At 60.1% G+C, this 15,775-nt stretch carries 13 protein-coding genes and 1 pseudogene; 3 read left to right on the forward strand and 11 right to left on the reverse strand.

The genetic code is table 11. The features are described from left to right. Positions 1-94 precede the first annotated feature (94 nt). From sutA to glnK, 5 genes and pseudogenes are all read right to left on the reverse strand, one after another. Positions 95-415 (reverse strand): transcriptional regulator SutA, encoded by a 321-nt coding sequence (sutA, locus tag BUC40_RS04280; RefSeq protein WP_073262932.1) that lies wholly within the window; start codon positions 413-415, stop codon positions 95-97. A 76-nt stretch (positions 416-491) separates the two neighbouring features. Next, positions 492-915 (reverse strand): annotated as a pseudogene (locus BUC40_RS04285) (secondary thiamine-phosphate synthase enzyme YjbQ). A gap of 130 nt (positions 916-1,045) precedes the next feature. Beyond that, the gene (locus tag BUC40_RS04290) at positions 1,046-2,299 is read right to left on the reverse strand and encodes an ammonium transporter (protein ID WP_073262934.1); all 1,254 of its coding nucleotides are present in this window, start codon (positions 2,297-2,299) and stop codon (positions 1,046-1,048) included. 117 nt (positions 2,300-2,416) lie between these two features. Beyond that, positions 2,417-3,733 (reverse strand): ammonium transporter, encoded by a 1,317-nt coding sequence (locus tag BUC40_RS04295; RefSeq protein ID WP_073262936.1) that lies wholly within the window; start codon positions 3,731-3,733, stop codon positions 2,417-2,419. 44 nt (positions 3,734-3,777) lie between these two features. Next, positions 3,778-4,116 (reverse strand): P-II family nitrogen regulator, encoded by a 339-nt coding sequence (glnK, locus tag BUC40_RS04300; RefSeq protein ID WP_003096476.1) that lies wholly within the window; start codon positions 4,114-4,116, stop codon positions 3,778-3,780. Positions 4,117-4,518: 402 nt separating this feature from the next. Here glnK and BUC40_RS04305 point away from each other — a divergent pair, with 402 nt between their 5' ends. From BUC40_RS04305 to BUC40_RS04315, 3 genes are all read left to right on the forward strand, one after another. Next, positions 4,519-4,791 (forward strand): accessory factor UbiK family protein, encoded by a 273-nt coding sequence (locus BUC40_RS04305; RefSeq protein WP_073262938.1) that lies wholly within the window; start codon positions 4,519-4,521, stop codon positions 4,789-4,791. Between the two features lie 34 nt (positions 4,792-4,825). Next, complete coding sequence (locus BUC40_RS04310; RefSeq protein WP_073262940.1) at positions 4,826-6,316, forward strand: YifB family Mg chelatase-like AAA ATPase; 1,491 nt, start codon at positions 4,826-4,828, stop codon at positions 6,314-6,316. 221 nt (positions 6,317-6,537) lie between these two features. Beyond that, a complete protein-coding gene (locus BUC40_RS04315) occupies positions 6,538-8,511 on the forward strand; it encodes a BCCT family transporter (RefSeq protein ID WP_073262942.1) in 1,974 nt (657 codons plus the stop codon). A 203-nt stretch (positions 8,512-8,714) separates the two neighbouring features. Here BUC40_RS04315 and BUC40_RS04320 read toward each other — a convergent pair whose 3' ends face one another. From BUC40_RS04320 to BUC40_RS04345, 6 genes are all read right to left on the reverse strand, one after another. Further along, a complete protein-coding gene (locus tag BUC40_RS04320; protein ID WP_073262944.1) occupies positions 8,715-9,590 on the reverse strand; it encodes an ABC transporter permease subunit in 876 nt (291 codons plus the stop codon). Between the two features lie 82 nt (positions 9,591-9,672). Then, positions 9,673-10,581 carry an ABC transporter permease subunit gene (locus BUC40_RS04325; RefSeq protein WP_073262946.1) on the reverse strand — a complete coding sequence of 303 codons (909 nt, stop codon included), beginning with the start codon at positions 10,579-10,581 and terminating at the stop codon, positions 9,673-9,675. Next, on the reverse strand, positions 10,578-11,732 hold the full coding sequence (potA, locus tag BUC40_RS04330; protein WP_073262948.1) for a polyamine ABC transporter ATP-binding protein: 1,155 nt from the start codon (positions 11,730-11,732) through the stop codon (positions 10,578-10,580). Before potA ends, BUC40_RS04325 begins: the two co-directional genes overlap by 4 nt. A gap of 118 nt (positions 11,733-11,850) precedes the next feature. After that, on the reverse strand, positions 11,851-12,924 hold the full coding sequence (locus BUC40_RS04335; protein ID WP_425272912.1) for a polyamine ABC transporter substrate-binding protein: 1,074 nt from the start codon (positions 12,922-12,924) through the stop codon (positions 11,851-11,853). 169 nt (positions 12,925-13,093) lie between these two features. Then, on the reverse strand, positions 13,094-14,194 hold the full coding sequence (locus tag BUC40_RS04340) for a polyamine ABC transporter substrate-binding protein (protein ID WP_073262950.1): 1,101 nt from the start codon (positions 14,192-14,194) through the stop codon (positions 13,094-13,096). Positions 14,195-14,361: 167 nt separating this feature from the next. Then, positions 14,362-15,729 carry an aspartate aminotransferase family protein gene (locus BUC40_RS04345; protein ID WP_073262952.1) on the reverse strand — a complete coding sequence of 456 codons (1,368 nt, stop codon included), beginning with the start codon at positions 15,727-15,729 and terminating at the stop codon, positions 14,362-14,364. Positions 15,730-15,775: the final 46 nt, after the last annotated feature.

Genomic DNA, 15,775 nt, shown 5'->3' on the forward strand with positions numbered 1-15,775 from the left:
ATCGGCTGGTGTATTTCGCTAAACAAGACAGTCTCCATAAAAGCAAAAGCCCGCCTGGAAAGGCGGGCTTTTGCATTCAAATCCAGCGGTCCCGTCAGATAGGGCGACTGCCGTACTTGCTGTCAGGCTTCTTGGGCGGATCGGAAACGACGTTGGGCTCCACTTCCTGAACCTTGCCACCGCGGGACAAGAATTCTTCCATGGCGCGTGCCAGAGCATCGCGCTCCTTCTGCTTGGCTTCTATGCTCGGCAGCTCTTCGACTTCAACAGCCTTCTTCGCCTTGCCCTTGGCAGGTGCAGGGCTATCGGATTCGCTGTCGTCATCGGCAACATCGCCATCAGCGGCCGCCAGCTCCTCGCCGTCGTCCTCGTCTGCGCCTTCCAGCTCGTCTTGTTCCAGTTCTTCGTCGCTCATGTTCAGCCTCATGACTTGCGAAAAGCAGGTTAGTTATAGCCCAGTCGTCCAACGTTGCCGAACGCCTGGAAAAAATTCAATTTGCCGTACCTTGCAAGGTTGCCAGCACTCTGCGCGCACCGCCGTGCTCACGGTGTTCGCCGAGGTAAATCCCCTGCCAGGTTCCCAGTGCCAATCGCCCATTACTCACGGGTAGCTGTAACTGAACGCCCAACAGGCTCGACTTGAAGTGCGCCGGCAGATCATCCGCGCCTTCGTCACAGTGCTCGTAACCAGTCGCATCCTCGGGGACGAGACGGCGGAAAAAACGCTCGAAGTCGCGGCGCACCGCTGGGTCGGCATTCTCGTTGATCGTCAAGGACGCCGACGTATGCTGTAGCCACAGGTGTAACAGACCCACCCTGTAGCTCGCCAGTTCCGGTAATGCATCCAGCAATTCATCGGTCACCAGGAAAGCCTCGCGCCCGTGGACGCAGGGTGATCAGCCGTTGCTGCCACATGCTCGTCGCCCTCGTTTTCAACGCGCGCATTCTAGCGCGCCGTACAAAAAAGCAAAGGGCGCCTGAGCGCCCTTTGCCGGTGTAGGCCATCATTTTTACTGATGGTGGTCAGGCGCCAGGCGCCTCACCCTCACTTTTTGTTGGTGAACTCGGGATAGGCCTCCATCCCGCACTCGACCAGATCGACGCCTTCGTACTCTTCTTCCTCAGAAACCCGCAGGCCAACCGTTACCTTGATCAGGCTCCAGACGATCAGGCTAGCGATGAAGACCCAGGCGAAGATGCTGGCGATACCGAGGAGCTGCGCCCCCAGGCTAGCTTCCGCATTGGTCAGGCAAACCGCCAGAGTACCCCAGATGCCGGCGGCGCCGTGCACGGAAATGGCACCAACCGGATCATCGATCTTGATCTTGTCGAAGCCGAGGATGGCGAACACCACCAGCACGCCGCCAACACCACCGATCAGGGTGGCCTGCAGCGCAGTCGGGGTCAGAGGCTCGGCAGTGATCGATACCAAGCCGGCCAGCGCGCCGTTGATGGCCATGGTCAGGTCGGCCTTGCCGAACAGGATGCGTGCCACGATCAGCGCGGCGATCAGGCCACCGGCAGCGGCCATGTTGGTATTGACGAACACTTGAGCGACCGCATTAGCGTCCTCGATGGTGCTCATCTTCAGCTGCGAGCCACCGTTGAAGCCGAACCAGCCCATCCACAGGATGAACATGCCCAGAGTCGCCAGCGGCAAGTTGGCGCCTGGAATGGCGTTGATCTGACCGTTAGCGCCGTATTTTCCTTTACGCGCACCGAGCAGAATCACACCGGCCAGAGCCGCTGCAGCGCCTGCCATATGCACGACACTGGAGCCGGCGAAGTCGAGGAAACCGGCTGCGTCAAGGAAACCGCCGCCCCATTTCCAGAAACCTTGTACCGGGTAAATGATCGCGGTCATGACCACCGCGAAGGTGATGAAAGACCACAGTTTCATGCGCTCGGCCACGGCACCCGAGACGATAGACATGCAGGTAGCAGCGAACACTACCTGGAAGAAAAAGTCCGAGCGGGCGGCGTAATACGGGGCGTCCTCACCACCGGCCAGTACCGACTCGACGGTGTGTTCGTCACCAATCAGAAAACCGAAAATCGGCAGAATGCCGCCTTCCGGGCTGGAATACATGATGTAGTAGCCGATCAACAGATACATGATGCAGGCGATAGCAAACAGGGCCACGTTTTTGGCGAGAATTTCGGTGGTGTTCTTGGTGCGTACCAAGCCCGCTTCGAGCATGGCGAAGCCAGCGGCCATCCACATGACGAGGGCGCCGCAAATCAGGAAGTAGAAGGTATCGAAACCATACTGCAGAGCAGTCAGTGCTGTGTTGTCCATGTTATTCACCTCTGGCCGTTGCGCTTGTTTGTGCGCTATGCGGTCGAGGCGCCCGGGTTGGCTCCGGACGCACTCCGTGTGCTGTAGGCCCGCTGCGCGGCAGCGGGCCCATGGTGCTTACAGGATGTAACCACGCTCGTTGTGCTGAGCCAGGTCGAGGCCGACCGACTCTTCTTCTTCGGTGACGCGCAGCCCCATGACCACATCGATGACCTTGAGGATCACGAAGGTCACGACCGCGGTGTAGATCACGGTGACCGCTACGCCCTTGAACTGGATCCACAGTTGCAGGCCAATGTTTTCGACCTCACCGAAGCCGCCCAGGGCTGGTGCTGCGAACACTCCGGTCAGCAGTGCGCCGACGATGCCGCCCACGCCGTGGACACCGAACACGTCCAGCGAGTCGTCGTAGCCCAGCTTGCGCTTGAGGCTGGTGGCGCAGAAGAAGCAGATCACGCCCGAAGCCAGACCGATGATCATCGCGCCCATCGGGCCGACGGTACCGGCTGCCGGGGTAATGGCGACCAGACCAGCAACCACACCCGAGGCGATGCCCAGTGCGCTTGGCTTACCGTGGGCGACCCACTCGGCGAACATCCAGGCCAGAGCAGCGGCAGCGGTGGCGATCTGGGTAACCAGCATGGCCATGCCGGCGGTTTGATCAGCGGCAGCAGCGGAGCCGGCGTTGAAGCCAAACCAGCCAACCCACAGCATTGCAGCGCCGATCAGGGTGTAGCCCAGGTTGTGCGGCGCCATGGCCACGCTTGGGAAACCCTTGCGCTTGCCCAGCACGATGCACGCCACCAGACCAGCGATACCGGCGTTGATGTGCACCACGGTGCCGCCAGCGAAGTCCAGTACGCCCCAGTCCCACATCAGGGCACCGTCGCCACCCCAGACCATGTGCGCGATTGGCGCATAGACAAGGGTGAACCAGACGGTCATGAACACCAGCATCGCCGAGAACTTCATGCGTTCGGCAAAGGCACCGACGATCAGTGCAGGAGTGATGATGGCGAAGGTCATCTGGAAGGTGATGAACACGCTTTCCGGGAAGGCAGAGGTCAGCGATTCCTTGGTCAGGTTACCGAGGAACATGTTGCCCAAACCGCCCACGAAGGAGCTGAAGTTAGTCACACCGGCTTCCATCCCGGTGGTGTCGAACGCCAGGCTGTAGCCGTAGGCGAACCACAGGAGGCTCATCAGCGCGGTGATGGCAAAGCACTGCATCATTACCGACAGGACGTTCTTGGACCGCACCATGCCCGCATAGAACAGCGCCAGGCCTGGAATGGTCATGAACAGCACCAGTGCGGTGGCGGTCAGCATCCAGGCTGTATCACCGGAATTCAGCGTTTTCTCCTGCGCCATGACCAGGCCAGGGAAAAACAGGGACGAAAGGGCTCCAAGCCCTGCGATTTTTCGCAGAGTCATGATTTAACTCCTGGGACGATTTAGGGGGGGGTGGGGGCGGAGCTTTAGATCGCGTCGGTATCGGTTTCGCCGGTACGGATGCGGATCGCCTGTTCCAGGTTTACAACGAAAATCTTGCCGTCACCGATCTTGCCGGTGTTGGCAGCCTTGGTGATTGCCTCGATGACGCGATCGAGTTGATCGTCGGCGATCGCTACGTCGATCTTCACCTTGGGCAGGAAATCGACGACATACTCGGCGCCGCGGTACAGCTCGGTATGGCCCTTCTGACGACCGAAGCCTTTCACTTCGGTAACGGTGATGCCTTGCACCCCGATTTCCGACAGCGACTCGCGGACGTCGTCCAGCTTGAACGGCTTGATGATGGCAGTGACTAGTTTCATGAAACTCTCTCCCGTGTAAGGTGGACTTGCCCCAGGAATTGTTACCCCGGCCCAAGTCTAAGCTCAGTGTCTGGCTTTTGTATGCATCGGTTGCCAAGACGGGCTGATCCGATATCACCAACTGCTCCCGGCGAACCATTCCCCGCCCGCTCGCTACAACCGAACCGCATCGGTGCATGGGTCGTGAGCTTCTAAGCAGAAAGCTTGCCAATACCAGCAAAACGCCAATATTCAGCAGGTTACGAGCATCCAAAGCAGCTTCGCGGCGCGCCGCCGAAAAGCTTCGCACCAGAAGAGCGCCGAACTGCCCGCCACTACGCACCAAGTTGGCGCAAACAGCACATCCCATGATGGAAAAAGGCCCCGTGCTACACTGCGGCCAGTCAAATTTGGAAGGTTCTCATGCTGCCACCTAAAGCCTTACTCGACGCCCTCAGTAGTCAGGCAAGTCGCCTGCTGAGCGGCGACAATCCTCTGCCCCGCAGCGAAATCGAAAGCCAGCTCAAGGCACTGCTGCAAAGCAGCTTCAGCAAACTGGATCTGGTCAGCCGCGAAGAATTCGACAGCCAGATGATCGTGCTGGCCCGCACCCGGGCGCGTCTCGAAGCCCTTGAAGCCAAGGTCGCCGAGCTTGAATCCCGTACCGCAACGACGCAGCACACCCCGGTCGAGTAATCTGCTCGGCCGGCAGACGATCAAGGAGTGATCGATGTCATTGGCCATAGTCCACAGCCGTGCCCAGGTCGGTGTCGATGCCCCCAGCGTTACCGTTGAGGCGCATCTCGCCAACGGCCTGCCCTCTCTGGCGCTGGTCGGCCTCCCAGAAACCGCCGTTAAGGAATCCAAGGATCGCGTGCGCAGCGCCATCCTCAACTGCGCCCTCGACTTTCCACCAAGGCGGATCACCCTCAACCTCGCCCCGGCAGATCTGCCAAAGGACGGTGGTCGCTTCGACCTGGCCATCGCGCTGGGCATACTCGCCGCCAGCGGCCAGCTACCCGCCGAATCCCTGACCAACCTGGAATGCCTTGGCGAGCTCGCCCTCTCCGGCGTGATCCGCCCAGTACAGGGCGTGCTGCCTGCCGCACTGGCTGCCCGACAAGCCGGACGCACCCTGGTGGTGCCAAAGGAAAATGCCGAGGAAGCCAGCCTGGCCACCGGCCTCAGCGTGCTCGCGGTCGATCACCTGCTGGAGCTGGTTGCCCACCTGAATGGCCAGACGCCGCTGTCGCCTTACCAGCCGCAGGGCCTGCTGCGTCACACACAGCCGTACCCCGACCTCGCCGAAGTGCAGGGCCAGATCGCCGCCAAACGCGCGCTGCTGGTGGCTGCCGCCGGTGGCCATAATCTACTTTTAAGTGGGCCGCCTGGTACTGGCAAAACCTTGTTGGCGAGCCGTCTGCCGGGTTTGCTGCCACCACTGACCGAAGAGGAAGCGCTGCAGGTCGCGGCGATTCGCTCGGTCGCCAGCCACACGCCCCTGCAGAGCTGGCCACAAAGACCTTTTCGTCACCCACACCACAGTGCATCCGGACCAGCACTGGTCGGCGGGGGTAGCCGCCCGCAGCCAGGCGAAATTACCCTTGCCCATCACGGAGTGCTGTTCCTCGATGAGTTACCCGAGTTTGATCGCCGCGTACTTGAGGTGCTTCGCGAGCCCCTAGAAAGTGGCCAAATTGTAATTGCCCGCGCTCGCGACAAGGTCAGTTTCCCGGCCAGGTTCCAACTCGTCGCGGCGATGAACCCTTGCCCCTGCGGTTTTCTGGGCGACCCCAGCGGCCGTTGTCGCTGTAGTGCAGAACAGATTCAGCGCTATCGCGGCAAACTATCGGGGCCGCTGCTCGACCGTATCGATCTGCATATCACTGTAGCCCGCGAGAGCACGCAGCTCGATGCGCCAGCGGACATCGGCGAAGACACCGCCACTGCAGCCTCGCGGGTCGCCGCTGCGCGTGACATCCAGCTGGAGCGCCAGGGCATCGCCAACGCCTTTCTCGATCTGCCAGGATTGCGCGAGCACTGCCGGCTGAGCGATATCGATCGTCAGTGGCTGGAACATGCCTGCGAGCGCCTTACGCTGTCGCTGCGCTCGGCGCATCGAGTGCTAAAGGTAGCTCGGACCCTGGCTGATCTGGAGGCGCAAAGCGAAATCAGCCGCCAGCACCTGGCCGAAGCCCTGCAGTACCGCACCAGCCTGTGAGCCCGTACAAATAAGCTGAACGAAACGGCTAAATACCTATCGATAGCAGGCACGGCCAAGAATCCGACTATCGGTGATGTTACAATTGCGGGCCTTCCGCTTTTGGCGGCCATCCAAAAAAACGAGTCGCTTCTCCATCCTGCCATCTGCCTGATTCAGCCGACGCTTGGCTGGCGGATACGCAAGTCATGGACTGACTCCGACCAAGGAGAGCTAGCTCAATGGAGGCACCTCTGTCTTCTCGCTCCACCCTCAACCCGCCGGTTTTCTTCGGCTCGACCTTCCTGATCGCCTGCCTGGTGATCTACAGCACGGTGTTCAAGGACAACGCCCAGACCGTGTTTGGTGCTACCCAGGCCTGGATCATCGAAAACGCTAGCTGGGTCTACATACTGGCAGTGGCAATCATTCTGATCTTTGTGGTGTTCCTAGCCGTCAGCCGTTATGGCGACATCAAGCTCGGCCCCGATCACAGTGAACCCGATTACAACAACCGAACCTGGTTCTCCATGCTGTTCTGTGCCGGTATGGGAATCGGCCTGATGTTCTTCGGCGTCGCCGAGCCGGTGATGCATTTCATCGCGCCGCCAGTGGGAGAACCCAATACCGTGGCCGCCGCCAAGCAGGCGATGAACGTCACCTTCTTTCACTGGGGCCTGCACGCGTGGGCCATCTACGCCATCGTTGCTCTGATCCTGGCGTACTTCAGCTTTCGCCATAACCTGCCGCTGACCTTGCGCTCGGCGCTGTACCCCTTGATCGGTGATCGCATTTACGGCCCCATCGGGCACGCCGTGGATATCTTCGCGGTGATCGGCACAGTGCTCGGCGTGGCGACGTCCCTGGGCTACGGGGTCATGCAGATCAACACCGGCTTCAACCACTTGTATGGCCTGCCCACCACCACCGCGGTACAGATCGGCCTGCTGATCTGCACCATGGGTCTGGCGACCCTTTCCGTGGTCAGCGGGCTGGACAAGGGCATTCGCATTCTGTCCGAGCTGAATATGCTGCTCGCCGTCTGCCTGATGCTATTCGTGCTAGTGCTCGGTCCGACAGTGTTCATTCTGCAGACCTTCGTGCAGAACACCGGCCAGTATATGTCGGAGATCGTTAGCAAGACCTTCAACCTCTACGCCTATGAGCCAACCGACTGGATTGGCGGCTGGACGCTGTTCTACTGGGGCTGGTGGCTGTCCTGGTCGCCATTCGTGGGTCTGTTCATCGCGCGCATCTCCCGTGGCCGTACCATTCGCCAATTCATCGGCGGCGTTCTGGTCGTACCGGCCGGTTTCACCCTGCTGTGGATGACCGTGTTCGGCGATACCGCGATTCATATGATCCTGGTCGATGGCGTCACCGACCTGGCCGCTGCGGTGGACAAGGACAGCTCGCTGGCATTGTTCGCCTTCCTCGAACACTTCCCGCTGTCGGCGATCCTGTCCCAGATCGCGGTGCTGATGGTGGTGGTGTTCTTTGTCACCTCGGCCGACTCCGGCGCCATGGTAGTGGATATGCTCGCCTCCGGCGGCCAAGACAAGACGCCGGTATGGCAGCGCATTTTCTGGGCCGTACTGATGGGCGTAGTGGCCGCCTCGCTGCTACTGGCTGACGGGCTCAAGGCCCTGCAGACTGCCACCATCGCCAGCGCCCTGCCCTTCGTGATCGCCCTGATGGCATCGATGTGGGGCCTATTGCGCGCCCTGCAGATCGACTCCGCCAAGCGCAACCTGCGCGATCAGGTATCGCTGAGCCCACGCGGCGCTTTGAGCACCGGCGGCTGGCAACGTCGCCTGCGCAGCATGGTGATGCTGCCGCGCCGCTCCCATGTAAACCGCTTTATCGCCGAGACGGTGCTGCCTGCCTGCCAGCAGGTGGCCGAGGAAATGCGCAAGCAGGGCCGCGAAGCGCAGGTCGAGAGCGGTGAAGACGGTCGTGTCACGCTGTCGGTCAGCCACGGTGCCGAAGCGGACTTCCAGTACCAAGTACGCCCTCGCGCCCTGATTCAGCCGAGTTTCGCCTTGCGCGACACCCGCGATGACTCCAGCGAAGAGCGCAAGTACTTCCGCGCCGAGGTTCATCTCAACGAAGGCGGCCAGGACTACGACGTGATGGGCTGGAACCGTGAAGAAGTGATTGGCGACATCCTCGATCAGTACGAGCGCCACATGCACTTCCTACACCTGACGCGTTAAGCGTCGGCGCAAATAAAAACGCCCGGGCCGTGATTGCCCGGGCGTTTTTATTTATAAGGCCGAAGCACAGTGCGGGCCCGAGCTCCCGCTGCAGATGTATCCATCCACGCCAACCACCCGAGTCGCGCTTAGCTATCTAGCAGACAAAACAATGCCCGCCCTGTTTTCGCAGTCGGCGGGCATTGTCGTTCAGCTCAGGTGTTTCAGTGGGCTGGTTTGACCTCTGGACGAGTACCGATAGCGTTCTGGCTTTCTTCCATGACCTGCTGGATGGCCTTGCGACGCCGCTCCTCTGCGCGGTGGGTAACGAACCACACCAGGAAGGTCGCGAGCGACACTGCCAGCAGAATCAGGCTGGCAATCGCGTTGATCGCCGGCGTAACTCCCAGTCGCACCTTGGAAAACACTTCCATCGGCAGCGTAGTAGCACCCGGGCCGGACACGAAGCTGGCCAGCACCAGATCATCGAGTGACAGCGCGAACGACATCATGCCGCCGGCCATCAACGATGGCGCGATCATCGGTATGGTGATCAGGAAGAACACCTTCCACGGCCGCGCACCGAGATCCATGGCCGCTTCTTCGATGGACAAGTCCAGCTCACGCAGGCGCGCCGACACCACCACGGCCACATAGGCCGAGCAGAACGTGGTGTGGGCAATCCAGATGGTCATCATCCCGCGCTCTGCCGGCCAGCCGATCAGTTGCGCCATGGCCACGAACAGCAGCAGCAACGACAGGCCGGTGATCACCTCTGGCATTACCAGTGGCGCCGTGACCAGACCGCCGAACAGGGTACGCCCCTTGAAGCGGCTGATACGGGTCAGTACGAACGCGGCCAGAGTGCCCAGCGCCACCGCGGCGATCGCCGTGTAGCAGGCGATCTCCAAGGAGCGCCATACGGCGCCCATCAGCTGGCGGTCATCGAGCAAGCTCCAGTACCACTTGGTTGACCAGCCACCCCATACCGTTACCAGCCGCGAGGCGTTGAACGAGTAGATCACCAGGATGACCATCGGCAGGTAGATGAACAGCATGCCGAGCCACAGCATGAGCGTGGAGAAACGGAAATTTTTCATGCCCGGCCCTCCAGCTCTTTGGCCCGGCCTGCGGGTGAAGAGCCGGTTGAACAGAATGATCCTTGACGCGTGCTATGCAGAGTCATACGCGTCCCTCCAGCTCTTTAGCTTGGTTGCGGTTGAACAGAATGATGGGCACCAGCAGGATCGCCAACATCACCACCGCCAGCGCCGATGCCACCGGCCAATCGCGGTTGTTGAAGAACTCTTGCCACAACACCTTGCCGATCATCAGCGTCTCCGGCCCGCCGAGCAGTTCAGGAATCACGAACTCGCCCACTACCGGAATGAATACCAACATGCAGCCGGCGATGATGCCGTTCTTGGACAGCGGTACGGTGATCTTCCAGAAGCTGTTGAAGTTGCTCGAACCGAGATCCGAGGCTGCTTCGAGCAGGCTCTGATCATGCTTCACCAGGTTGGCAAACAGCGGCAGGATCATGAATGGCAGGTACGAGTAGACGATACCGATGTACACCGCCGTATTGGTGTTGAGTATCTGCAGCGGCGCATCGATCAGGCCGATGCTCTGCAGGAAGCCGTTGAGCAGACCGTTGTTGCTGAGAATACCCATCCACGCGTAGACGCGGATCAGGATCGCGGTCCAGGTCGGCATCATCACCAACAGCAGCAAAACCGTCTGGGTTTCCTTCTTGGCACGAGCGATGGCGTAGGCCATCGGGTAACCGATCAGCAGACAGGCCAGGGTGCTGAAAAAGGCGATCTTCAGTGAGCCCAGGTAGGCGGCCAGGTACAGCTCATCCTCGGTGAGGAAGATGTAGTTGCCCAGGTTCAGCACCACCTGCAGGGTGTTGTCGACCCAGGTGTAGATCTCCGTATACGGCGGGATCGCCACATCGGCTTCGGCGAAGCTGATTTTCAGCACGATGATGAAAGGCAGCAGGAAGAACAGGAACAGCCAGAGGAATGGAATGCCGATCACCACGTGTCGGCCATTAGGCATACGCTTGGTCAGGCTGCTCATCTTCATGACTGCAGCACCACGCCGCTGTCGTCTTCCCAGAACACCACGACTGGATCATCCCAGGTCGGCCGCTTGCCGCGGCGCTCGGCGTTGGCGATGAAGCACTGCACGATCTGCCCGGACGTCAGCTTGACGTAGTACACCGAGTGGCCGCCCAGGTAGGCGATATCGTGAACGCTGCCGTGGCTCCAGTTGTAATCCGGGTGTTCGTGATCGGCCGGCAACTGGGTGGCCATCAGCAGCTTCTCCGGGCGCAGGGCGTAGGTAACCTGAGTTTCCTGGGCGCGGGTACTGATGCCGTGACCGATATAGATCGGCTTATCCAACTGCGGGCAGTTGATCACCGCGTGGTCGGTATCGTCATGCACGATCTGCCCATCGAACAGGTTGACGTTGCCAATGAACTCGCAGACCAGGCGGCTAGCCGGCGTCTCGTAGACATCGATAGGGCTGCCGATCTGCGCGATCCAGCCCAGGTGCATGATGGCAATGCGCTGGGCCATGGTCATGGCCTCTTCCTGATCGTGGGTCACCATCACGCAAGTCACGCCCACGCGCTCGATGATCTCGACCAACTCGAGCTGCATCTGCGAGCGCAGCTTCTTGTCCAGCGCGCCCATCGGCTCGTCGAGCAGCAACAGCTTTGGTTTCTTCGCCAGCGAGCGGGCAAGGGCCACACGTTGGCGCTGACCACCGGACAGTTGATGGGGCTTGCGCTTGGCGTACTGGCTCATTTGCACCAGCTTGAGCATTTCCGCGACGCGCGCGTCGATCTCTGCCTTGGGCAGTTTGTCCTGTTTGAGACCGAAGGCGATGTTGTCTGCCACGCTCATGTGCGGGAACAGTGCGTAGGACTGGAACATCATGTTGATCGACCGCTCGTAAGCCGGCATGTCTGTGATGTCCTGGCCATCGAGGAAGATGCGTCCCTCGGTGGGCCGCTCGAAACCAGCGAGCATACGCAACAAGGTCGACTTGCCCGAACCAGAGCCACCAAGCAAGGCGAAGATCTCACCCTTGTTGATGGTCAGCGAGACATCGTCGACCGCGACGGTTTCATCGAACTTCTTGGTCACGCGCTCAATTTTGACCAGCACCTCTTTAGGTTGCTGGCTGCCCTCGATGACCTTCTTATAGGTACTGGAAGCAACTGCCATTACCAAACTCCCGCAGCAAAAATGACGCCCGGCAAAGACCGGGCGCTAAACAGGCCGTTGAAAAACGTAGCCGAAGCAGCGGCAACGTAGGTGGTTTTTCAACGGCCTGATCATGGGTTTATCTTCCGGACTTAATCTTGGTCCAGCTTCGCGTCATCAGGCGCTGCGCCTTGGGCGGCAGTTCGGCCATCACGTACAACTTGTCCAGCACGGCCTGGGGTGGGTACACCGACTCGTCCTGGCGAATGTCTTGATCCATCAGCTCGCCCGCCTCCACGTTGGGGTTGGCGTAGCCGACATAGTCACTGACTCCAGCGATTACCTTTGGATCGAGCAGGTAGTTGATGAAGGCATGGGCCTGGTCGACGTTGCTGGCATCCTTGGGAATGGCGAGCATATCGAACCACAGGTTGGCGCCTTCCTTGGGAATCGCATAGGCGATTTCGACGCCTTTTCCGGCCTCCGCGGCACGATCGGATGCCTGCAAAACATCGCCCGAGTAGCCGAACGCTACGCAGATATTGCCGTTGGCCAGGTCGGAGATGTATTTCGAGGAATGGAAGTAGCTCACGTAAGGGCGCACTTCCATCAGCTTGGCTTCGGCTTTGGCGTAATCGTCAGCGCTCTGGCTATTCGGATCCAAGCCCAGGTAGTTGAGCACCGAGGGGATCATCTCGTCCGCCGAATCCATGAAGGACACGCCGCAGCTGGCGAGCTTCTTCATGTTCTGCGGCTCGAACAGCACGGCCCAGGAGTCGATCTTGTCGACACCGAGCACTTCCTTGACCTTGGCGACGTTGTAACCGATGCCGTTGGTGCCCCACAGATAAGGCACCGCGTACTGATTGCCCGGGTCGTTGGTTTCCAGTTGCTTGAGCAGCGCCGGATCGAGGTTGTTCCAGTTCGGCAGCTTACTACGGTCGAGCTTCTGGAACGCGCCCGCCTTGATCTGCTTGCCGAGAAAATGATTGGACGGCACCACCACGTCGTAGCCGCTACGGCCAGCGAGCAGTTTACCTTCCAGGGTTTCGTTGGAGTCGAAGACGTCGTAGACCGGCTTGATACCCGTGGCCTTCTGGAACTCGGACAGGGTGTCCTCGCCGATGTAATCGCTCCAGTTGTAGATATGCACGGTACCGTCCGCATGTGCCAAGGTTGCCAAGCTAACCGAAAGCACGGTCGTAGTCAGGATCTTGCCCAGGGGAAAATGCACAGGTCGTCCTCTTCTTGTGGCTCATCACCGACTGGTGACGTATCGCGATTCGGGGGAGCACCACGCCGCCGCGGCACTCGAAGGGCGGCGATCCGCCCCCTGCCTATGAACGCAAACCGCGGTGCCAGGCACCGCGGTTTGCAGGCGATCAGCGGCCGGACTTGATCTTCGTCCAGCTGCGGGTCATGGCACGTTGGGCGGCCGGCGGCAGATCCGGGAAGGCGTACAGCTTGCCCATGGTTTCCTGGGTCGGGTACACGCCCGGATCGTTACGAATAGCTTCGTCGACCAGCGGGGTGGCTTTCGCGTTGCCGTTCGGGAAGTGCACTTCGTTGGTGATCTCGGCCATGATTTCCGGCTTGAGCAGGAAGTTCAGGAACGCATGGGCGGACTCGACGTTTTCCGCATCGGCGGGGATGGCCACCATGTCGAAGAAGGCACCGGCACCCTGCTTGGGAATGTTGTAGGACACTTTGACCTTGCCACCAGCTTCTTCGGCGCGCGACTTGGCCTGGTAGATGTCACCCGAGTAACCCACGGCCACGCAGAGGTTGCCGTTGGCCAGGTCGGAGATGTACTTGGAGGAATGGAAGTAGGTGATCGACGGGCGGATCTTCATGAACAGCGCTTCGGCTTCCTTGAGCTGCTTCGGATCGGTGCTGGTCGGCTCATAGCCCAGGTACTGCATGGCGATCGGCAGGATCTCGGTCGGCGAGTCGAGGAACGACACGCCACAGGCCTTCAGCTTCTCGATGTTCTCGGGCTTGAACAGCAGATCCCAGGAATCCACCGGAGCGTTTTCGCCCAGCGCTGCCTTGACCTTTTCCGGGTTGAAGCCAATGCCGACCGTACCCCACATGTACGGGAAGGAATACTGGTTACCCGGGTCGCTGATCTCGACGGTTTTCAGCAGGTTCTTGTCTAGGTTTTCCCAGTTCGGCAGCTTGGACTTGTCCAGCGGCTGGTAGACCTTGGCCTTGATCTGCTTGGCCAGGAAGCTGTTGGACGGCACCACGATGTCGTAGCCCGATTTGCCGGCGAACAGCTTGGCTTCCAGAGTTTCGTTGGAGTCGAAGACGTCGTAGGTGACCTTGATACCGGTCTCCTTGGTGAACTTCTCGATGGTGTCCGGAGCGATATAGTCCGACCAGTTGTAGACGTTCAATACCTTGCCATCTGCCTGCGCCATACCGGCCACGGCGCCGGCCAGCGTCACCGCCAGCAGAGTCTTGCCGAAAGTCTTGATCATGCGGTTCAGCTCCCTCATTTGATATCGATTAACTGGGCCGCCGTTCTACGCGGCAGGGCCCGTTTTTTTGGCCGGCAAGTCTGGCGATAACAGCCCCATCGCTCAAGCCCTGACAGGCAATTGATTACACCCGACTGTCACTGCGTGCGAAAGCGTCGCAACGGCCGTCAGGCCAGTAAAGCACGGGCGGTGAGATCCAGGCATTTGCGGGCCTTTTCCACCAGCTCGTCGATCTCACTCTTGCTGATCACCAGTGGCGGCGAAATGATCATGGTGTCACCCACGGCGCGCATGATCAGGCCGTTCTCGAAACAGTGACCGCGGCAGGTCATGCCCACCGCCTTGTCGCTCGGATAACGTTCGCGGGTCTGCTTGTCTTTTACCAGTTCGATGGCGCCCAGCATGCCGACTCCACGCACCTCCCCAACCAGCGGATGATCCGCCAGTTCACTCAGTCTTTTCTGCAAATACGGTGCCGTTTCTTCTCTGACTCGCTCGATGATCTTTTCTTCGCGCAGAATTCGAATGTTCGCCAGCGCCACCGCCGCCGCCACGGGATGCCCGGAGTAGGTGAAGCCGTGGTTGAAATCGCCACCCTCGTTAAGCACCTTGACGATCTCGTCGCGCACCACCAGGCCACCCATCGGCACGTAGCCGGAGGTCAGGCCCTTGGCGATGGTCATCATGTCCGGCGTATTGCCATAGTAATCGCTGCCGAACCATTCGCCGGTACGACCGAAGCCGCAGATCACCTCGTCAGCGACGAACAGAATGTCGTACTTGGCGAGAATCTCGCGCACGCGCGGCCAGTAGCTGTCCGGCGGGATTATCACGCCTCCAGCGCCCTGGATCGGCTCGGCGAGGAAGGCGGCGACATTGTCTTCGCCGACTTCGAGAATCTTCTTCTCCAGCTCATCGGCGGCCCAGATACCAAAGGCCTCAGGGGTCATGTCGCCGCCCTCGCCGAACCAGTACGGCTGGGCGATATGGACGATACCGGGAATTGGCAGGTCGCCCTGCTCGTGCATGCCTTTCATGCCGCCCAAACTGGCACCGGCGACCGTGGAGCCGTGGTAACCGTTTTCGCGAGCGATCACCACCTTCTTCGACGGTTTACCTTTGAGCGCCCAGTAGTGACGAACCATGCGCAGCATGGTGTCGTTGCCTTCCGAACCCGAGCCGGTGAAGAACACGTGGTTCATGCCGGCCGGCGTCACCTCGGCGAGCGCCTTGGCCAGCTCCAGCACCGGCGGGTGCGCCGTCTGGAAGAAGGTGTTGTAGAACGGCAGCTCGCGCATCTGCTTGCTGGCCGCTTCGACCAATTCTTCACGGCCATAGCCGATGGCGAGACACCACAGCCCGGCCATACCATCAAGGATCTTGTTGCCTTCGCTGTCCCACAGGTGCACACCTTCACCGCGGGTGATAATGCGCGGTCCCTTCTCGGCCAACTGCTTGAAATCACTGAAAGGGGCCAGGTGGTGGTCGCGGCTCATGGCCTGCCATTTCTGGGTATCCGCGTTGTTTGCCGTCATGTTCACCTCTTATAAATGCGGGGCCGGGCGGATCACGCGCCGGCCC

This window comes from Phytopseudomonas punonensis (assembly GCF_900142655.1).
Taxonomy (GTDB): domain Bacteria; phylum Pseudomonadota; class Gammaproteobacteria; order Pseudomonadales; family Pseudomonadaceae; genus Aquipseudomonas; species Aquipseudomonas punonensis.